This is a genomic window from Devosia sp. A16, from assembly GCF_001402915.1.
Taxonomy (GTDB): Bacteria; Pseudomonadota; Alphaproteobacteria; order Rhizobiales; family Devosiaceae; genus Devosia_A.
In genome coordinates, this window is record NZ_CP012945.1 from 2,105,647 (window position 1) to 2,124,566 (window position 18,920).

Consider the following 18,920-nt stretch of genomic DNA (forward strand, 5'->3'; position numbering starts at 1 on the left):
TGCCCAAACTGTGGCACGCGTGGAGTGGGCGCAGGAAAAGTTGCAGACTTTTCCGTTCGACACCCACGACCACTCAAAGGTGCATAAACCGATTACTCGGCCTTCGTCTCGGTGGCAGTGGCAGCCTCGGCAGCAGCAGCGGCGGCGGCTTCCTCGGCGTCCTTCTGAGCGAGTTCCTTGGCCAGGGCCTCGGCGGCGGCGATCTTCTCGGCCTCGCGGGCGTTCTTGGCCTCGAGAGCGGCTTCGCGCTCGCCGGCTTCGATCTTCTTGGTACGGGCGCCCTGGTTCTCGAAAATACGGGCAGCCTTGCCGCGACGGTCGCGCAGATAATAGAGCTTGGCGCGACGGACCTTACCGCGCTTGATCACTTCGACGCGATCGATATTGGGGCTGAGCACCGGGAACACGCGTTCCACGCCTTCGCCGTACGAAATCTTGCGCACGGTGAAGCTTTCCATGATGCCGGTGCCGGAGCGGGCGATGACCACGCCCTCATAGGCCTGCAGGCGTTCCTTGTCGCCTTCGCGGATCTTCACCCACACCTTGACGGTATCGCCATGGGTAAATTCCGGATGGGCGCCCTTGGCGAGCAGCTTGTCGTGCTGCTCCTGATTGAGCTGTTCGATGATCTTGGACATCTGATGTTCCGTTCGTCTTTTTCAAAGGAGCGTTTCGCCGGCTCGCGCCGACCGCCCGGTCTTGGTTGCACGGATTTTTATGCATTATTGGCCGAGCCGAAGCTCAGGCGAGCGGGGCTATAGAGGAAGAACGCCCGCGAGTCTAGCGCTCGCGGGCGTTCGATGTCAGTTCCGTGTCGCTCGCCGGGACGAGCGGCAGGTCAGAGCCAGCCGGCGAGCACGCCGAGGCCGCCCAGCGCGAACGCGCCGCCCGCGACCTGCGCAACCGTCCTGCCGTACTTGCCGACCAGTCTGGTGACGCCCATTGCCGCCGCGATACCCGCCGCATGCAGCAGCGCTGTTGCGATAATGAAGCCCGCCGCATATTCGAGGCCCGAGGCGTCGACCGGCATTTCCGCGCCATGCGCGTGGCCGTGAAAGATCGCGAACACCCCGACCAACGCCGAGGCAGCGACCACGGGCATCGGCCGGCCCAGCGCCGCCGCGCCGCCGATCACCACGCTCGACAGCGCAATGCCCAATTCGACGAACGGCACGTCTACCTGCCCGAGGCCGAGCAGGAACCCGACCGCCATCATCGCAACGAAGCTCAGCGGCACCAGCCACAGCGCCTTGCCGCCCAGCACATAGGCGAACACCCCCACGGCCACCATGGCAAGGATGTGGTCGAGCCCGCCGACCGGATGCATGAAACCGTGCAGGAAGCCTGAGGTATCGCCATGCCCGGTATGGGCGAAAGCCGCCGTCGGAACGGCGATGAGCAGAAGGGCAACAAGTGCGCGCATAGATATCTCCATCTCGGGACCCGCCGTCCCGCGCTTTTTCGTGTGCGATGGTCCCGGTTTGGGTCACCACCGGACGGCCGGTCTCCTGGCTCCGGGCACCTCTCGCTCTACCTTCCCAGTCGCAAACCAGTGGCACGCTGAGTGAGAGTCAGGCCCGTTACAGTCGCGGGGGCGGCGCCGGCATCGCCCCAAGGGCTTCCGGCTTCCCGTTTCACGCGGGGACTCCAACTCGAAGACCCGCGCACCGTCGCGCTATCTCTGTCACCTCTGTGAGGGGAGATCAATTGCCCGCCGCGCATTTGCCGCATGACGGCAAGCCCCCGGCTGCGCTAGATGAGCGGCGTCGAACAGGAATGCTCGCCGGTGCAGCAGGCGCGGAACATGGCAATCGAAGGGGTGCGGGCAGTGCTGGTGCTCGCGCTCATCTTCCTGAGCTTCGCACACACCCCGGTGGCGCTGGCCTCGGCCGGTCCCGACACCCTGACCGCCGCGCTCGACATGAGCTATTGCGGCGACGTTCCGGATGATCCCCAGGCGCACGCCCCCTGTCACGCCTGTCGCATCGGCGGCGGCGCCGACCTGCCGCCGCCTTGCACCGTCGCGACGCCGGTCGTGGTGGTGGCGGACGTCGCCTGGGGCGCCATGGCATCGCTCAGCCTGCCGGCAGCGCCGCCCCGTTCCTTCGATGCGCGAGGCCCGCCCCGCGCCTGATCTTGCTTTCGCCCCTCAACGCAATCGAAAGATCAGACCCATGAAACTGCTTATCGTTCCGGCCCTTTTGGGCCTCCTCTCCGTCACCCCTACGCTCGCCCACGAGGGCCTGGTGCATGATGGCTGCCCCATCGGCCAGGTGTTCACCGCCGGCGATCTCACCATCTCGGGCGCCTATACCCGCGCCATGCTGCCCAAGGCCCAGGTCGGTGGGGGCTATTTCGTCATCGAGAACAAGGGCGCGGCCCCCGATCGGCTGCTGGGCGGTAGCACCGAAGCGGCCAAGTCCGTGCAAATCCATCAGATGAAGATGGAAGGCGAGATGATGAAGATGGGGCCGGTCGAGGGCGGGCTCGAAATCCCCGCCGGCGGCAGCGTCGCCCTGACCCCGGGCGGCTACCACGCCATGCTGATGGGCGTGGGCACGCCGTTCAAGGAGGGTGAGTGCCTTGAGCTGACGCTGAAATTCGAAAAGGCCGGCGAGGTGCCGGTGCTGCTCAACGTCGCCGGCAGCGCCGCCGACACACCGCCCGAGGGTGGCATGGATCACTCCGCCCACGGCATGTCGCCGGCGCAGTAGCGCCGAGGGCTATCTCAGCAGATCCGGCCGGCGCGCCCGCGTAAGCTTCTCGCTTTCGGCGCGCCGCCACTTCGCCACCTTGCCATGGTCGCCGGAGGTCAGCACCTCGGGAATCTCGCGCCCCTCGAACTGTTGCGGCCGGGTGTATTGCGGATATTCGAGCAGCCCGTTCTCGAAGCTCTCGTCGGCATGGCTCTCCGCCGCACCCAGCACCCCCGGGAGCAGCCGCACCACGGCTTCCAGCAGCACCATGGCGGCGACCTCGCCGCCCGCCAGCACGTAGTCCCCGATCGAGACTTCCTCGAGTCCTCGCGCCTCGATCACCCGCTGGTCGATGCCTTCGAACCGTCCGCAGACGATCACTACCCCCGGCTCTGCCGCCAGCGCCCGCACCCGCGCCTGGGTCAGCGGCGTGCCGCGGGGCGACATCAGCAGGCGTGGCCGGGAATCACCTGGGGGCGATACGGCATCGATGGCCTTGGCCAGGATATCGGGCTTCAGCACCATCCCGGCGCCACCGCCCGACGGGGTGTCGTCCACCGTCCGGTGCCGGTCGGTGGCGAAGTCCCTGAGCTGCGTGGCCGCGAGGCTCCAGCGTCCCTCGGCCATGCCGCGACCGATCACCGAGGCGCCGAGCGGACCGGGGAACAGTTCGGGAAACAGCGTGATGACCGAAGCCGAAAAGCTCAATCGGGTTCTTCTTCGCCCGGCTCCGCCTCGATCGGCGGATCGATCGTGAGGTAGCCGTCGGCGATCCGGACTTCCGGCACCACGGTCTTCGAGAACGGATAGAGATAGGTGTCGCCCGAGCGGGGATCGCGGATTTCGAGCAGGTCGCCGGCGCCGAAATTCGGCACCGCCATCACCTCGCCGATCTCCGAGCCGTCGGCCAGCCGGGCCTTCAGCCCGATCAGGTCGGCATGGTAGAAATCGTCGTCGTCATCGGGATCGGGCAGCAGCGCGCGGTCGACATAGAGTTCGACCCCGTTCAGCTTCTCCGCCGCATTGCGGTCGTTGACCCCCTCGAGCCGCGCCACGAGCACGTTGGTCGTGGTGCGGGCCGCGAGGATCCTGATCGTGAGGCCCGGCTTGTTGGTCGAAAGCGGGCCGTAGGAAGCCAGCGCCAGCGGGTCCTCGGTGAAGGACTGGATGCGCACTTCGCCCTTGATCCCATGGGCCGCGCCAATGCGGCCCATGAGGAGCTTGTTGTCGCCCGCCTGCGCCACGGCTTACTCGGAGGTGGCTTCGGCAGCCGGCGCAGCGTCGGCGGCGGCCTTGTCGGCGATCGCCTTGGCCTTGGCCTCGGCACGCTCGGTCGCCTTCTTGCCCGGCACGGCCTTCTCGGGGTTGTTGCGCGCTTCGCGCTTCATGAGGCCCGCGGCGTCGAAGAAGCGCGCCACGCGGTCGGTCGGCTGGGCCCCGACGCTCAGCCAGTGCTGCACGCGCTCGGTGACGAGGGTGACGCGCTTGTCCTTGTCGGCGAGCTTGGGATCGTAGTTGCCGATCTTTTCGATGAAGCGGCCGTCACGCGGCGAACGGGCGTCGGCGACGACGACGTGGTAATAGGGGCGCTTCTTGGTGCCGGCGCGGGCAAGGCGGAGTTTCAGCGACATTCTTCAGTCCTTCGTATGATCAGTCGTTAGCGGATATTCTGGTTACTTCTTCTTCGGCACGAAACCGCCGCCGAGGCCGGGCAGGCCAGGGAAGCGCGGCGCGCCGCCAAGCCCGGGAAGCCCCGAGCCGGATTTGAGCAGCTGGCCGACATCGGTCGGCAGCTTGTTCTGGGTGAGTTGCTTGGGAGCTTCCGCCTGCTGCGGAATCGATGCCGGGTCGATGCCCATGCGCCGCGCCAGCTGCTCGAGTTCCTTGGGGTCCATGGTCGAGGGATCCGGCATGTTGCCGAGCCCCGGCATCATCCCGCCCATCTTGCCGCCGAACATGCCGGCGAGCGAACCCATGCCGCCCTTCGACACCTTCTTCATCATGTCCGCCATCTGGCGGTGCTGCTTCATCAGCTTGTTGACGTCTTCGACCTTGGTGCCCGAACCATTGGCGATGCGGATGCGCCGCTTGGCGTTCAACAGGTCCGGGTTCGCCCGCTCCGCCTTGGTCATCGAGCCGATGATGGCGATCTGCCGGTCGAACACCTTCTCGTCGATATTGGCGCCGGCCATCGCCTTCTTCATCTGGCCCATGCCGGGCATCATGTTCATGAGCGAGCCCATGCCGCCCATCTTCTTCATCTGCAGCAACTGGTTACGCAGATCCTCGAGGTCGAAGACGCCCTTCTTGAGCTTCTTGGCCATCTTGGCCGCGTCTTCGGCCGTGACGTTCTGGGCTGCCTTCTCGACCAGGCTGACGATGTCGCCCATGCCCAGGATGCGGTCGGCGATGCGCGAGGGATGGAAATCCTCGAGCGCATCCATCTTTTCGCCGGTACCGATCAGCTTGATCGGCTTGCCGGTCGCCGCCCGCATCGACAGCGCCGCGCCACCACGGCCATCGCCGTCGACGCGAGTGAGGACGATACCGGTGATATCGACGCGCTGGTCGAACGAGCGCGCCAGGTTCACCGCGTCCTGGCCGGTCAGCGAGTCGGCGACGAGCAGGATTTCGTGCGGCTCGGTGGCGGCCTTTACTGCCGCCGTCTCTTCCATCAGCTCTTCATCGATATGGGTGCGGCCCGCCGTATCGAGGATCAGCACGTCGTAGCCGCCGAGCTTGCCCTCGCGCTGCGCGCGCCTGGCGATGTCGACCGGCTTTTCGTTGAGCTGGATCGGCAGGGTGTCGACGCCGATCTGTTCGCCGAGCACCCGCAGCTGTTCTTTCGCCGCCGGACGGCGATCGTCGAGCGAAGCCATCAGGACCTTCTTGCCCTGCCGCTCCTTCATGCGCTTGGCGAGCTTGGCCGAGAGCGTGGTCTTGCCCGCGCCCTGCAGGCCGACCATCAGCATGGTCATCGGCGGGGTGGTCGAGAAATCGATCGGCACCTGCGTTTCGCCGAGCACCTTGACCAGCTCGTCGTGGACGATCTTGACCACCTGCTGGCCCGGCGTCACCGAACGGGTGACCTCGGCACCGACGGCGCGCTCGCGCACCTGTTCGACGAAAGCCTTCACCACCTCGAGGGAAACGTCGGCCTCGAGCAGCGCCCGGCGCACTTCGCGCAGCGCCGCATCCACGTCGCTCTCGTTGAGTGCGCCGCGGCCTCGAAGGCCCTCGAAGATTTTCCCAAGCCGGTCGCTAAGGCTTTCGAACATTTTTGTTCCTTTGGTTCCGCTGCAGGGCTGCCCCGGACCCGGAGATAGGTAGTCTTGGTCGTATCCGCCATCCGAGGATGGCGACATCGAGCGCAAACGCCAAACCCACCCGAGGGCGCATCGCGCTGTCGGGTGTTCGCCTCCGGGATCTCTTTATACCTTTGCGGGTCCCGGTCGGCAGTCAGGCGTTCGAACCTGATGAATGGTGGCGGTCGATAGAGGGGAAATGCGGCCGAGTCAAGGAATGCGCTCGCCCCGCACCGCCACGACGGACTGCCGCAGCTCGGTGTCGACGCGAAACCCGACATCCGTCAGTGCGGTCGCCGCGGACGTGGCGAAACGGTCTGCCGTCTGGATCGCCGGCGCTTCCAGTACCAGCACCAGCCGGCCGCCCGGCTTGAGCACATCGCCGAATTTCCTGGCCCAGCCTCGATCCTTATGTCGCGGGAAGTCGACGTTCACCGCCAGCGCCGCGTCGAACCGGCCGAGATCGAGGCTCTCGAAATCGCTCTCGAACGCCGTCAGCCGGCCGCTGCGGGCGTTCCGCTTGATGCACGCCGCCAGCATCTTGCCCGACCGCTCGACGGCCACCACGTCGGCGCCAGCGGCCAGCAGCAGCCCGGTGGCGAGGCCATGCCCGCAGCCAATCTCCAGCACGACCTCTCCGGGCCGGGGCTCCAGCAGCTCCACCGCCCAGCGGTGGCGTAACGCAATTTCGGCCATCAGCTCTCGGAGACTTGCGTGCCGGGCTCGATCACCACCTCGTCGAGGCGGATCAGGTGGCGCGCGAACAGCACCACCTGCCCCTTCGCCTTGAAGCTGAACGTCTTGATGCTGACATCGCCGGCATTGAAGCCCGCCCACATAACTTCGCCGGCGAGGCTGGTGAGGTAGCCGTTGGCCGCCAGGGCCGCTCCCATTTCCCCCGGTGCCCGCGGGTCGCTCAGGTAGAGCAGCTCCTGCTGCGGGTTGGGGGTGTGAATCCAGGCCCGGTAGAACATGGCGCAACTCCTCGTGACTCAGACGGGACTAGCACGGCCGAACATGTCCTCAACATGGCCGCCTGCTTGCTCCCCACAGCCCGTCGCGATAGAACTGGGGCCGGGTCCGCAGTTCACCCAGGCGTCGCCGCCCCATCCGGGGAGCTAAACCTGCTTCATCCTGGTGAGACGCACTTGTCCTGTGCCGCCTCGCAAGCCGGCGACCGCGAACCTTCCTGCGGGGAGTTCGGCACGACGAGGATGAGTTGTGATGACCAGAACCGCTGTCCCCCTTCGGGTGGATGACCTGTCGCCCTTCGCCAAGACGCTCCGCCAAGCGCTGACCCAGCATGAGGGCGTGCCGAGCCATGTCGAGCTGTTGAACCTCATCGCCAAGGCCGCCGGCTTTTCCAACTACCAGCACCTGCGCGCCGATGCCGGCACCGCCGGCCGCCTCGAAGCAGCCGTGGCGCCCACACCGCCGGCGGACCTTCGGCAGGTGGAGAAAGCGGCACGCTATTTCGACGATAGAGGTGTGTTGATGAGTTGGCCGGCGCGGTTCAACCTGCAAACCCTCTGCCAATGGGTGTTCTGGTCGCGCATCCCTCCCGACATGGCTTTCAGCGAACGGGAGATCAGCGATCTCATCCGAGACTGGCATGATTTCGGCGACCACGCGCTGATCCGCCGCGCCATGGTCGATGCAAGAATGCTCGAACGCACCGTCGATGGCCGCGAGTACCGCCGCATCGAACAGGCACCGCCTCCGGAGCTGAAATCGTTGCTGGCACATCTGGCGGCGCGGGTGACGAAGTAGCGAATGGCGCCTGGATCTGTGCGGGAAGAATACCCCCACCCCTGTCCCTCCCCACAAGGGGGAGGGAGACGCCGACAGCCCACACCGGGGGTCGTTGGGCGAAGACAAGCGAGCGCCAGTCGCCTCCCCCTTGCGGGGCTCGAGCCGTCCCGCAGGGCAAATCGCTCCAGTGGAGCGATTTGAGGGGAGAAGGTCATGAGAGCTACGCTCGAATGGCCGGGACAGGGTGGGGGTACTCTTCTTGCGCCGGCTCGACGGGTGGACGGAACCGCGTCACCCCCGCCACTGGCATTTTCGTGTCAGTTCCGCCATATACAGCCTCAACTGAGACCCAACAGGTCAGGCCCATGTCCACCGCCCCATTCCTCAAGATGAACGGGCTCGGCAACGAGATCATCGTCGCCGACATGCGCGGTCGCGCCGATCGGATCACCCCGGCGGCGGCGGTGGCCCTCAATGCCGACCCGGCCACCCGCTACGATCAGATCATGGCCATCCATGACCCGCGTACGCCAGGCACCGCCCATTACATCGAGATCATCAACTCGGATGGCTCGCTGGCCCAGGCCTGCGGCAACGGCATGCGCTGCGTCGTGCAGGCGCTGAGCGCCGAGACGGGCGAAAAGCACTTCGTCTTCGAAACCCTCGCCGGCATCCTCACCGGCGACGAGCACCCGGACGGCTCGATCACCGTCGACATGGGCAAGCCCCGCTTCGGCTGGGAAGAGATCCCTTTGGCCGAGGAGTTCTACGACACCACCGGCATCGAGCTGCAGATCGGGCCGATCGACGCGCCGATCCTCCACACCCCATCGGTCGCCTCGATGGGCAATCCGCACGCCACCTTCTGGGTCGAGGACGACGTGTGGAACTACGCGCTCGACCGCTTCGGCCCGCTGCTCGAAAACCATCCGATCTTTCCCGAGCGGGCCAATATCTCGATCGCCCAGGTGGTGGCGCCCGACCATATTATCCTCAGGACCTGGGAACGGGGCGCCGGGCTGACCCGGGCCTGCGGCACCGCTGCCTGCGCCGCACTGGTCAACGGTGCCCGCACCCATCGGACCGGCCGCAAGGCGACGGTCACGCTTCCCGGCGGCGATCTCGTCATCGAGTGGCGCGCCGATGACCATGTGCTGCTCACCGGCCCGGCCGAGTTCGAGTTCTCCGGCACGTTCGAGCCTTTCGCCGGCACCTGGCGGCGCGATCAGGATTCGACCAGCACCCAGGTCTCGGCCTGATGTCCATCGAAACGCTGACCTTCGGCTGCCGCCTCAACGCCTATGAAGGCGAAGTGATGAAGGCCGAGGCGGAGAAGGCGGGGCTCGACAACACCATCATCATCAATACCTGCGCCGTGACCGCCGAAGCGGTGCGGCAGGCCAAGCAGGCTATCCGCAAGGCCAGGCGCGACAATCCGGAACGCCGCATCATCGTCACCGGCTGCGCCGCCCAGACCGAGGCGCGCTCGTTCGGCGACATGGCCGAAGTCGACCTGGTCATCGGCAATGCCGACAAGCTGAAGGCGGAAAGCTATGCTCCCCTAGCATTCGGCCTGCCGCTCAACGACAAGGTGCAGGTCAACGACATCATGAGCGTGCGCGAGACCGCCGCGCACCTGATCGAGGGCATGGATGGCCGGGCCCGCGCCTTCGTCCAGGTGCAGAACGGCTGCGACCACCGCTGCACCTTCTGCATCATTCCCTTCGGCCGCGGGCCATCGCGCTCGGTGCCGATGGGCCTCGTGGTCGAGCAGATCAAAAAGCTGGTCGGCAACGGGTATCGGGAAGTCGTCCTCACCGGCGTCGACATCACGTCCTATGGTCCGGACCTGCCGGGCACCCCGACACTGGGCAAGCTGACCCAGCAGATCCTGCGCCACGTGCCGGACCTGCCGCGGCTGCGCATCTCCTCGATCGACTCGATCGAGGCCGATCCGGCTTTCTATGACGCCATAGCGTCGGATCGCCGTTTGATGCCTCACCTGCACCTTTCCCTGCAGTCGGGCGACGACCTGATTCTGAAGCGCATGAAGCGCCGGCACTCGCGGGCCGACGCGCTTGAGGTGGTTCACAAACTCCGCGCGCTGCGGCCCGACATCGTTCTCGGCGCCGACATCATTGCCGGCTTTCCCACCGAGACCGACGAGATGTTCGAGAACTCGCTGAGCTTCGTCACCGAAGCCGAGCTCACCTACCTCCACGTCTTTCCCTACAGCCCGCGGCCCGGCACTCCGGCGGCGCGCATGCCGCAGGTCGATGGCCGCATTGCCCGCGAGCGCGCCGCACGGCTGCGCGCGGTCGGCGATGCCCAGTACGAAAAGCTGGCCCTGTCGCGCATCGGCATGGTCGAGAACGTTCTGATCGAAAAGGATGGCATCGGCCGGCAGGAACAGTTCGTCACCTGCATGCTGCCGGGCCACAGCCCGGGAGAGATCGTGCCCGCCCGTATTACCCATTTCGTCGATGGCAACCTCGTCGGCGAAGCATTGAGGTCTGCAGCCTGATGGCCGAGCAAAAGAAAAAGGGCTTCTTCCAGCGCCTGTTCGGCGGCGGCGACAAGCCGACTCCGCCCCCGCCGCCACCCGAGCACAGTGTCGCCGAGGATCTCGAAGCCGATATCGTCCTCGACGAGGTCGTCGAGGCGGCCCCGCTGGTGCTACCGCCCGACCAGGAAATCGCGCTCGAAGCAGCGATGCACGAGGCCGGGATGCTGGTGACGCCCGAGGTGCCGCCGGCCCCGCCCGCTCCGCCGCAGCCACCTGCCGAGCCCTCGGTCGAGGACGAGCTGGTCGCCGACATCATTCTCGACGATATCGTCGAGGCCGCACCGCTGGTTCTCCCGCCGGACCAGGAGATCGCTCTCGAAGAGGCGCTGCACGACGAGGGCCGGACCATCGAAGGCCCGATCGAGACCGGCGCCGAACCGCCCGCCGGCCCGCCCGAGGCAACGCCCGCCTATATCGAGGAAGTGGAGGAGCAGCAGGCCCCTGAGCCCGCGCCGGTTCCTCCGGTCCCGACCCCGGCTCCCGCCGAACCGCCGAAGAAGCAGAACTGGCTGCAGCGCCTCGCCTCCGGGCTGAAGCGCTCATCCGATCAGCTGACCGGTTCGATCGCCGCCGTCTTCACCAAGAAGCGGCTCGATCAGGCGATGCTCGATGACCTCGAGGACATCCTGATCCAGTCCGATTTCGGCGTCGACATGGCGACCGATGTCACCGAGGCGCTGCGCCGCGACCGCTTCGATCGCGACATCTCGTCGGACGAAGTGCGCGATGTGCTGGCGACCCAGATCGTCAAGGTCCTCGATCCAGTGGCGCAGCCGCTGGTGATCGATGCCACGAAGAAACCCTACGTGATCCTGATGGTCGGGGTGAACGGCACCGGCAAGACCACCACCATCGGCAAGCTCGCGAGCCTCTATCGGGCCGAGGGCAAGAAGGTGATGCTTGCAGCGGGCGACACCTTCCGTGCCGCCGCCATCGAGCAGTTGCAGGTCTGGGGCGACCGCACCGGCGCTCCGGTGGTGAAGAAGCCTGCCGGCTCCGACGCCTCCGGTCTTGCTTATGAAGCGGTGGAGCGCGCCCAGGCGGAGGGCGCCGACATCCTGATCATCGACACGGCCGGCCGACTGCAGAACCGCGACGAGCTGATGAGCGAGCTCGAAAAGATCATCCGCGTGATTAAGAAGGTCGAGCCGTCGGCGCCGCATGCGACATTGCTGACGCTCGACGCCACCACCGGGCAGAACGCCCTTAATCAGGTCGAAATCTTCGGCAAACGTGCCGGCGTCACCGGCCTGGTGATGACCAAACTCGACGGCACCGCGCGCGGCGGCATCCTCGTCGCCATTGCGCGCAAGTTCGCCATGCCGGTGCACTTCATCGGGGTGGGCGAGGGTGTCGACAATCTCGAGCCGTTCGCCGCGCGTGACTTTGCCGCCGCGATCGCAAGGACCGCAGAATGACCGAAGAAACCAAAGACGCCGAGGTGAACTGGGCGGAACTCAGGCCCCAGCTGATCCGCATCGGCCTCGAGCTCGGCCCGCTGCTGGTGTTTTTCCTGTGCACCACGTTCGGCGAGAGCTGGCTCGACGCCAGCCCGATGCTGCGTTCGATGTTCGCCAGCCCGATCATCTTCGCCACCGCGCCCTTCATGGTCGCCATGGTGATCTCGCTCGGCATCTCCTGGCTGGTCTTCAAGCGCGTCGCGGTGATGCCGCTGGTGACCCTGATCGTCGTGCTGATCTTCGGCACGCTGACCCTGCTGCTGCAGGATTCGCTGTTCATCAAGATCAAGCCGACGATCGTCAACTCGCTGTTCGGGGCCACCCTGCTCGGCGGATTGGTGTTCGGCCAGTCGCTGCTGAAATACGTTTTCGGCGAGGTGTATCACCTGCAGCCCAAGGGCTGGCAGGTGATGACCATGCGCTGGGGGCTGTTCTTCTTCCTCCTGGCGTTCCTCAATGAAGTCGCCTGGCGCGGTTCGAGCCTGTTCTTCACCGACCCCGACGCGGCCGACAAGTTCTATGCCGGCTTCAAGCTCTGGGCGGTGATGCCGATCACCATCGTCTTCTCGATGCTGCAGCTGCCGCTGCTCACCAAATACGCCGCCGATCCGAAAGAGCCCATCGAGGTCATCCCCCCGATGGACCCGCTGCCGTAGTCGTTCTTTACCCGGGAAGGCCCCCTCACCCGGCTTTCGGCCGACCTCTGCCCCTCGGAGAGGTGACGGTGAGGCGAGATCGTGCCTCAGCACCACCTCTCCCTTGGGGGAGAGGTCGCCGCGAAGCGGCGGGTGAGGGGGCCTTTTCCCAGCTTAGTGCTTGAGCAGCTCGTCCTTGCTGACGTTCAGCATCAGCCCGTCGCTCGACACCGAGTCGATCTGCTCCGGCATCACATAGCGATCGGCGGCGAACAGCCCATCGGCATCGATGCGGACGAAGCCCTGGTGTGCCAGCCGGTCGCGCACTTCTTCGGGAACATTGTCGTCGCTGAAGGCGCGGGCGAGCACATCGACCAGCGTGTCGTCCTCGCGTCCGGCCGAGGGGCCGCTGGCTTCCACTTCCGGCGTTTCGGGGTCGTCTTCGCCGAACTGCACCCACTCGACCTTGCCGATCTCGTGGTGCTCGCGGTCGAATACGCGCATGCCCTGTTCGACGAAGCGCAGGCTGGAGCTGGTTTGCATGATGTCTCTCCTCATCTTGTGATGAAGACAGAATGTGCGGCGCTTGGCGGAAGTTCCCGGCCTCAGCCGGCTTTGGCCTTCTCGATCGCCGGGATCACTTCCTTTTCCAGCGACTCGGGCGAGATCGGCCCGACATGCTTGAAGGTGATCACCCCGGCGGCATTGACGATGAAGGTCTCCGGCACGCCATAGACGCCCCAGTCGATCGACACCCGGTTGTCGGTGTCGCCGCCGATCCGCTGATAGGGGTTGCCCAGCTCGGTGAGGAACGCCACGGCATTCTCGGGCGCATCCTTCTGGTTGATGCCGAAAATCCGCACCCCGGTCTCGGCCCGCAGCCGCTCGAGCAGCGGGTGCTCCTCGCGGCATGGGATGCACCAGCTGGCGAACACGTTGACCACCGTCACCTCGCCCTTGAGCGAAGCGGTGTCGAACCCCTCGACGCCGGAGCCGGGCACGGCGGGCAGGGTGAAGGACGGCGCCGGCTTGTTGATCAGCACCGAGCGCACGAGGCTGGGGTCGCGGTCCATGTTCAGCGCGAACACGGCCACCAGCCCGACCAGCAGCAGCAGCGGCAGAACGGCGAGCAGGACACGCTTCAACTGTTCGATCCTGCCGACCGCCGACGAATCCCGGCCTTGTCGAGCTCGGCCAGCCGCTGCTTCACCCGCCGGGCGTCCCAGGCGACGTAGCCGCAGAGCGCCAGCGTCAGCACGGCGACCCCGGCATAGGCCCAGACGATGAACTCGAGATGTGCGCCTTCGGCGATCATTTGGCGGCTCCTGATCCTGAGGGGGCGCTGAAGGCGGCCTGGCGGCTCAGCGTTTCGGCCCGCCGGCGCAGGATCTCGGTGCGCATTCGCACCACCTGCAGCAGCGCGAACAGCAGCGTGAAGGCCAGCATCATCACGAGAAGCGGCGTGAGAATCGAAGCCGGCATTTTCGGCCCCGAGGCGGTGAACACGCTCGCCGGCTGGTGCAGCGTATTCCACCAGTCGACCGAGAACTTGATCACCGGGATGTTGAGCGCCCCGACCAGGGTGACGATGGCGATGATCCGCCCCGCCTTCAGCTGGTCGTCGAAGGCTCGCCACAGCGCGATGATGCCCAGATAGATCAGCAGCAGTACCAGCGTCGAGGTCATCCGCCCGTCCCATTCCCAGAACGTGCCCCAGGTCGGCCGGCCCCAGAGCGCCCCGGTATAGAGCGCCAGCGCGGTGAACACGGCGCCGAGCGGCGCCGCCGCCTTGTTGGCGACGTCGGCCAGCGGGTGTCGCCAGACCAGCGTGCCGAGCGCCGAAACCGCCATCACCCCATAGACCAGCTGGCTCAGCCAGGCGTTCGGCACGTGCACGTACATGACGCGCACCATGTCGCCCATCTGGTAGTCCTCGGGCGAGTTGAAGAAGGCGAACCACAACCCGATGGCAAAGCTCAGCAGGGTGGCGATGGCCAGCGGCCAGACCAGATAGCGCGACCAGGCGAGGAACTGCCCCGGATGCGCCAGGCGGCTGAACCAGTGGGGTTGTTTAACGGTATCGACGGACATGGCACTCGCTTTTCAGGCTTGGCTCTATTCCCCGGCCACGCGCAAGGCAAGCGCGGCCGCGAAGGGTGAGAAGGCCGTCACCACGAGGCTCAAGGCAATGAGGAACAATGTCGCGCCACCCCCGGCGAGCGGATCGGTCATGCCGACCCCGAAGATCATCACCGGAATCGACAGCGGCAGGATCAGCACCGGGGCGATCAGCCCGCCCCTGCGCAACCCCACGGTCACCGCGGCGCCCAGCGCGCCGAAGCTCACCAGCGCCGGCGTGCCGATGGCGAGCGCCAGCACCGTCTGCCCCCACTGCGTCCACGACATCGACAGCAGCAGCGCCAATACCGGCGTCGCCAGCAGCAGCGGCAGCGCCGTCACCAGCCAGTGGGCCATCACTTTTGCGGCAACCACGGCTTCGAGCGGCAGGTCGGCATGCCGCAGCAGGGTCAGCGCGCCATCCTCGTCGTCATTGCGGAACAGCCGGTCGAGCCCCAGCAGCATCGACAGGAATGCCGCGATCCAGACGATGCCCGGTGCCAGCCGGCTGAGCTGCGGCCGGTCCGGCCCGATGGCGAACGGCACGATCACCGCCACCATGACGAAGAACAGCACCAGCGTCAGCGCCTCGCCGCCGGCCCGGAACGCCAGCTTCAGGTCGCGCCCGATCAGGGCCAGGAAGGCGCTCATCTCGCGCCCCCCAGGGTCAGCGTCTCGATCCCCGCGGGGTCGGCCAGCGACAGGTCCTGGTGAGTGGCGATCACCGCGATGCCGCCCTGCGCCCGATGCGCATCGATCAGTCGGCCGAGCAGCGCCTCGCCCGCGGCATCCAGTGCGGCGCTCGGCTCGTCCAGCAGCCAGATCGGCCGCGCACTCACCAGGAGCCGCGCCAGCGACAGCCGCCGGAGCTGTCCGGAGGAGAGGTAGCCGGCCTCCAGCCCGCCGAGGCCGCCGATCCCCACCATGTCCAGCGCCGCCTCCACGGCGAGCCCGTTCGCCCCGTTCATCGCCTGCCAGAATTTCAGGTTCTCGCCGACCGTCAGCCGGCCCTTCAGCCCGCTCTGGTAGTTGACGAGGTGCAGCTCGGTCGGCTCGGCCCCCTCGATGCTCCCGGCATCGGGCCGCACGATCCCGGCGAGCGCCAGCAGCAATGTCGACTTGCCCACCCCGTTGGGCCCGCGCAGCAGCAGAACGCCGCCCGGGCCCAGCGCAAAATCGAGATCGGTGAACAACCATCGCTCGCCGCGCCGCACGCTGAGGCCGCGAACACTGAGATGCGGTTGAAAGGCCTCGGAAACGGGCATCGGCTGGTTCATGGCCGCCATGCCTAATGAACCCAAGTCACCACTGGCAAGCGTCATGTAGTTTCTCTATAAGCCAGCCCTAGATTGGAATGCTTCCAGTCAGACGTCCTCTGCCCCCGGTCTCCCGGGCCTTTTTCGGTCCGGCGTCAGGACCGGGCGGCGCCTGCAACACCAGCGCGTGAAGGCGACACCCGTGACCTCGAAATCCCTCGACAGCTTCAAGTCCAGAACCACGATCACCGTCGGGGACAGGACCTACAGCTACTTCTCCATTCCGCTGGCGGAACAGAACGGGCTGAAGGGCGTCTCGCAGCTGCCGCACTCGATGAAGGTGGTGCTGGAAAACCTGCTGCGCTTCGAGGACGGCGTTACCGTCACCCGCGCCGATATCGAAGCCGTCGCCGACTGGCTGCGCACCCGCATTTCCGAGCACGAGATTTCCTACCGTCCGGCCCGCGTGCTGATGCAGGATTTCACCGGCGTCCCCGCCGTGGTCGATCTCGCCGCCATGCGCGACGCCACCGCCAAGCTCGGCGCCGACCCGCAGAAGATCAACCCGCTGGTGCCGGTCGACCTGGTCATCGACCACTCGGTGATGGTCGATAGCTTCGGCACGCCGCTGAGCTTCCTGCAGAACGTCGATCTCGAATATGAGCGCAACGGCGAGCGCTACGAGTTCCTGCGCTGGGGCCAGAAGGCCTTCGACAACTTCCGCGTCGTGCCGCCCGGCACCGGCATCTGCCACCAGGTGAACCTCGAATACCTGGCCCAGACCGTCTGGACCCGCAAGGACGAGACCACCGGCGAGTTCTACGCCTACCCCGACACGCTGGTCGGCACCGACAGCCACACCACCATGGTCAACGGCCTCGCCGTGCTCGGCTGGGGCGTCGGCGGCATCGAGGCCGAAGCGGCGATGCTCGGCCAGCCCATTACCATGCTGATCCCCGAGGTCATCGGCTTCAAGCTGACCGGCAAGATCAACGAGGGCATCACCGCCACCGACCTGGTGCTGACCGTCACCGAGATGCTGCGCAAGAAAGGCGTGGTCGGCAAGTTCGTCGAATTCTACGGCCCCGGCCTCGACTACCTGAGCCTCGAAGACCAGGCGACGATCGCCAACATGGCCCCGGAATACGGCGCCACCTGCGGCTTCTTCCCGGTCGACAGCGACACCCTCGCCTATCTCGAGACCTCCGGCCGCGACGCCGACCGGGTGGCCCTGGTGAAGGCCTATTCGGAGGCGCAGGGCATGTTCCGCACCACCGACAGCCCCGATCCGTTGTTCACCGACACGCTGTCGCTCGACCTCGCCACCGTCGTTCCCTCGCTCTCGGGCCCCAAGCGCCCGCAGGACCGCGTTTCGCTGGTCGATGCGGCGCCGAAATTCGCCGAGGCGATGAAGGATCTGGCCGGTGGCCGCAAGGAGCGCACCGCGCTGCCGGAGTCGAAGGCCGAGAGCCGCTTCGTCGATGAAGGCGCGACCGGCGTCGACGATATCCCCGAAGAGGCGACGCTGCCGGTCCGGGGCGAGAAATACGGCCTCAACGACGGCCATGTGGTGATCGCCGCGATCACCTCGTGCACCAACACCTCGAACCCCAACGTGCTGATCGCGGCCGGGCTTCTCGCCCGCAAGGCGCGCGCCAAGGGGCTGACGTCGAAGCCGTGGGTCAAGACCTCGCTGGCGCCCGGCTCGCAGGTGGTGACCGACTACCTCAATGCCGCTGGCCTCTCGGCCGATCTCGACGCGCTCGGCTTCAACCTCGTCGGCTATGGCTGCACCACCTGCATCGGCAATTCCGGCCCGCTGCCGGAAGCCATCTCGGAGTGCATCAACGCCAACGACCTGGTCGCCGCCTCGGTGCTCTCGGGCAACCGCAACTTCGAAGGCCGGGTCAACCCCGACGTGCGCGCCAACTACCTGGCCTCGCCGCCGCTGGTCGTCGCCTATGCCATCGCCGGCACCATGAACAAGAACCTCGCCACCGACCCGCTCGGCACGGGTTCCGACGGCAAGCCCGTCTATCTCAAGGACATCTGGCCGACCAACCAGGAGATCGCCGACATCGTTCGCACGGTGATCACCCCCAAGATGTTCCTCGGCCGCTACTCCGACGTGTTCAAGGGCGACGAGAACTGGCAGGCCATCGCCGTCGACGGCGGCGAGACCTATCGCTGGAACTCGAGCTCCACCTATGTGCAGAACCCGCCCTATTTCGAGGGTCTGACCATGGAGCCGGCGCCGGTCACCGACATCCAGGAAGCGCGCGTGCTGAGCCTCTTCCTCGACTCGATCACCACCGATCACATCTCGCCCGCCGGCTCGTTCAAGGCCGGCACGCCGGCCGGCAAATACCTGGTCGAGCGCCAGGTGGCGCCCAAGGATTTCAACTCCTATGGCGCCCGTCGCGGCAACCACGAGGTGATGATGCGCGGCACCTTCGCCAATATCCGCATCAAGAACCAGATGGTGCCGGGCGTCGAAGGCGGCTTCACCAAGGGCCCGACCGGCGAGGTGATGCCGATGTACGACGCCGCCATGGCCTACCAGAAGTCGAACACGCCGCTGGTGATCTTCGCCGGCAAGGAGTACGGCACCGGCTCGTCGCGTGACTGGGCCGCCAAGGGCACCCGCCTGCTCGGCGTCCGCGCCGTCATCGCCCAGAGCTTCGAGCGCATCCACCGCTCGAACCTGATCGGCATGGGCGTCCTGCCGCTGCAGTTCGCCGACGGCGAGAGCTGGCAGACCCTGCATCTCGACGGCAGCGAGACGGTGACGATCGAGGGCCTCACCACGCTGACCCCGCGCTCCACCGTCAAGGTGAAGATCGTGCGCGCCGACGGCCGCATCGAGGAAGTCTCGACCCGCTGCCGCATCGATACGGTGAACGAGCTCGAGTACTACCAGCACGGCGGCATCCTGCACTACGTACTGCGCAACCTGGTCGCGGCCTAGGCGCACGGTCCACGACTCCATCGTCCCCTCTCCCCGCTGGGGAGAGGGTCAGGGTGAGGGGTAGCCAAGCACGCGGGCTTATCCTCCAGCGTTCCCACAACCTTCCTCGCGCTTGGCGCCCCTCACCCCGCGGACGAGGCCTTCGGCCTCATCCGCCGCCCTCT

General features: G+C 66.4%; 22 protein-coding genes and 1 riboswitch. Of the genes, 8 read left to right on the forward strand and 14 right to left on the reverse strand.

The genetic code is table 11. The features are described 5' to 3' along the window. Positions 1-92 precede the first annotated feature (92 nt). Together rplS and APS40_RS10230 are read right to left on the reverse strand one after the other, a co-directional pair. Entirely contained in the window at positions 93-638 is a 546-nt protein-coding gene (rplS, locus tag APS40_RS10225; protein ID WP_055046947.1) for a 50S ribosomal protein L19, read from the reverse strand. Between the two features lie 200 nt (positions 639-838). Beyond that, entirely contained in the window at positions 839-1,423 is a 585-nt protein-coding gene (locus APS40_RS10230) for a HupE/UreJ family protein (RefSeq protein ID WP_082434323.1), read from the reverse strand. A gap of 58 nt (positions 1,424-1,481) precedes the next feature. Continuing rightward, a riboswitch (cobalamin riboswitch) is annotated at positions 1,482-1,687 on the reverse strand. A 69-nt stretch (positions 1,688-1,756) separates the two neighbouring features. Here APS40_RS10230 and APS40_RS25175 point away from each other — a divergent pair. Both APS40_RS25175 and APS40_RS10240 read left to right on the forward strand, forming a co-directional pair. Then, on the forward strand, positions 1,757-2,134 hold the full coding sequence (locus APS40_RS25175; RefSeq protein WP_055046949.1) for a hypothetical protein: 378 nt from the start codon (positions 1,757-1,759) through the stop codon (positions 2,132-2,134). A gap of 40 nt (positions 2,135-2,174) precedes the next feature. Next, positions 2,175-2,714 (forward strand): copper chaperone PCu(A)C, encoded by a 540-nt coding sequence (locus tag APS40_RS10240; RefSeq protein ID WP_082434324.1) that lies wholly within the window; start codon positions 2,175-2,177, stop codon positions 2,712-2,714. Positions 2,715-2,723: 9 nt separating this feature from the next. Here APS40_RS10240 and trmD read toward each other — a convergent pair whose 3' ends face one another. The 6 genes from trmD to APS40_RS10270 all read right to left on the reverse strand — a co-directional run bounded on the left by trmD (position 2,724) and on the right by APS40_RS10270 (position 6,975). Next, a complete protein-coding gene (trmD, locus tag APS40_RS10245) occupies positions 2,724-3,404 on the reverse strand; it encodes a tRNA (guanosine(37)-N1)-methyltransferase TrmD (RefSeq protein WP_055046950.1) in 681 nt (226 codons plus the stop codon). Further along, entirely contained in the window at positions 3,401-3,940 is a 540-nt protein-coding gene (gene rimM / locus APS40_RS10250) for a ribosome maturation factor RimM (protein ID WP_236884234.1), read from the reverse strand. The genes trmD and rimM overlap by 4 nt, the downstream gene beginning before the upstream one ends. A gap of 3 nt (positions 3,941-3,943) precedes the next feature. Beyond that, positions 3,944-4,327 carry a 30S ribosomal protein S16 gene (gene rpsP / locus APS40_RS10255; protein ID WP_055046951.1) on the reverse strand — a complete coding sequence of 128 codons (384 nt, stop codon included), beginning with the start codon at positions 4,325-4,327 and terminating at the stop codon, positions 3,944-3,946. A 42-nt stretch (positions 4,328-4,369) separates the two neighbouring features. Continuing rightward, entirely contained in the window at positions 4,370-5,974 is a 1,605-nt protein-coding gene (ffh, locus tag APS40_RS10260) for a signal recognition particle protein (RefSeq protein ID WP_055046952.1), read from the reverse strand. Between the two features lie 237 nt (positions 5,975-6,211). Continuing rightward, positions 6,212-6,697, reverse strand: a complete 486-nt coding sequence (locus tag APS40_RS10265; protein ID WP_055046953.1) for a class I SAM-dependent methyltransferase — start codon at positions 6,695-6,697, stop codon at positions 6,212-6,214. After that, positions 6,697-6,975 (reverse strand): hypothetical protein, encoded by a 279-nt coding sequence (locus APS40_RS10270; RefSeq protein ID WP_055046954.1) that lies wholly within the window; start codon positions 6,973-6,975, stop codon positions 6,697-6,699. The genes APS40_RS10265 and APS40_RS10270 overlap by 1 nt, the downstream gene beginning before the upstream one ends. A 250-nt stretch (positions 6,976-7,225) precedes the next feature. Here APS40_RS10270 and APS40_RS10275 point away from each other — a divergent pair, with 250 nt between their 5' ends. The 5 genes from APS40_RS10275 to APS40_RS10295 all read left to right on the forward strand — a co-directional run bounded on the left by APS40_RS10275 (position 7,226) and on the right by APS40_RS10295 (position 12,435). Continuing rightward, the gene (locus tag APS40_RS10275) at positions 7,226-7,771 is read left to right on the forward strand and encodes a DUF2087 domain-containing protein (RefSeq protein WP_055046955.1); all 546 of its coding nucleotides are present in this window, start codon (positions 7,226-7,228) and stop codon (positions 7,769-7,771) included. A 347-nt stretch (positions 7,772-8,118) separates the two neighbouring features. After that, the gene (gene dapF, locus APS40_RS10280; RefSeq protein WP_055046956.1) at positions 8,119-9,012 is read left to right on the forward strand and encodes a diaminopimelate epimerase; all 894 of its coding nucleotides are present in this window, start codon (positions 8,119-8,121) and stop codon (positions 9,010-9,012) included. After that, positions 9,012-10,277 (forward strand): tRNA (N(6)-L-threonylcarbamoyladenosine(37)-C(2))-methylthiotransferase MtaB, encoded by a 1,266-nt coding sequence (gene mtaB, locus APS40_RS10285; RefSeq protein WP_055046957.1) that lies wholly within the window; start codon positions 9,012-9,014, stop codon positions 10,275-10,277. Before dapF ends, mtaB begins: the two co-directional genes overlap by 1 nt. Next, the gene (ftsY, locus tag APS40_RS10290; RefSeq protein WP_055046958.1) at positions 10,277-11,737 is read left to right on the forward strand and encodes a signal recognition particle-docking protein FtsY; all 1,461 of its coding nucleotides are present in this window, start codon (positions 10,277-10,279) and stop codon (positions 11,735-11,737) included. The genes mtaB and ftsY overlap by 1 nt, the downstream gene beginning before the upstream one ends. Next, positions 11,734-12,435 carry a septation protein A gene (locus APS40_RS10295; RefSeq protein WP_055046959.1) on the forward strand — a complete coding sequence of 234 codons (702 nt, stop codon included), beginning with the start codon at positions 11,734-11,736 and terminating at the stop codon, positions 12,433-12,435. The genes ftsY and APS40_RS10295 overlap by 4 nt, the downstream gene beginning before the upstream one ends. 153 nt (positions 12,436-12,588) lie before the next feature. Here APS40_RS10295 and APS40_RS10300 read toward each other — a convergent pair whose 3' ends face one another. The 6 genes from APS40_RS10300 to ccmA all read right to left on the reverse strand — a co-directional run bounded on the left by APS40_RS10300 (position 12,589) and on the right by ccmA (position 15,797). Next, a complete protein-coding gene (locus APS40_RS10300) occupies positions 12,589-12,957 on the reverse strand; it encodes a hypothetical protein (protein WP_055046960.1) in 369 nt (122 codons plus the stop codon). A gap of 62 nt (positions 12,958-13,019) precedes the next feature. Then, positions 13,020-13,559 carry a DsbE family thiol:disulfide interchange protein gene (locus APS40_RS10305; RefSeq protein ID WP_335338181.1) on the reverse strand — a complete coding sequence of 180 codons (540 nt, stop codon included), beginning with the start codon at positions 13,557-13,559 and terminating at the stop codon, positions 13,020-13,022. Beyond that, positions 13,556-13,729 (reverse strand): heme exporter protein CcmD, encoded by a 174-nt coding sequence (locus tag APS40_RS24865; protein WP_156342902.1) that lies wholly within the window; start codon positions 13,727-13,729, stop codon positions 13,556-13,558. Before APS40_RS24865 ends, APS40_RS10305 begins: the two co-directional genes overlap by 4 nt. Further along, positions 13,726-14,505: a heme ABC transporter permease gene (locus APS40_RS10310; protein ID WP_055046961.1), complete on the reverse strand. Its 780-nt coding sequence runs from the start codon at positions 14,503-14,505 to the stop codon at positions 13,726-13,728. The genes APS40_RS24865 and APS40_RS10310 overlap by 4 nt, the downstream gene beginning before the upstream one ends. 24 nt (positions 14,506-14,529) lie before the next feature. After that, positions 14,530-15,183, reverse strand: a complete 654-nt coding sequence (ccmB, locus tag APS40_RS10315) for a heme exporter protein CcmB (protein ID WP_055046962.1) — start codon at positions 15,181-15,183, stop codon at positions 14,530-14,532. Beyond that, positions 15,180-15,797 carry a heme ABC exporter ATP-binding protein CcmA gene (gene ccmA, locus APS40_RS10320; RefSeq protein ID WP_055049625.1) on the reverse strand — a complete coding sequence of 206 codons (618 nt, stop codon included), beginning with the start codon at positions 15,795-15,797 and terminating at the stop codon, positions 15,180-15,182. Before ccmA ends, ccmB begins: the two co-directional genes overlap by 4 nt. 193 nt (positions 15,798-15,990) lie before the next feature. Here ccmA and acnA point away from each other — a divergent pair, with 193 nt between their 5' ends. Continuing rightward, positions 15,991-18,756 (forward strand): aconitate hydratase AcnA, encoded by a 2,766-nt coding sequence (acnA, locus tag APS40_RS10325; RefSeq protein WP_055046963.1) that lies wholly within the window; start codon positions 15,991-15,993, stop codon positions 18,754-18,756. The last annotated feature ends 164 nt before the right edge of the window (positions 18,757-18,920 follow it).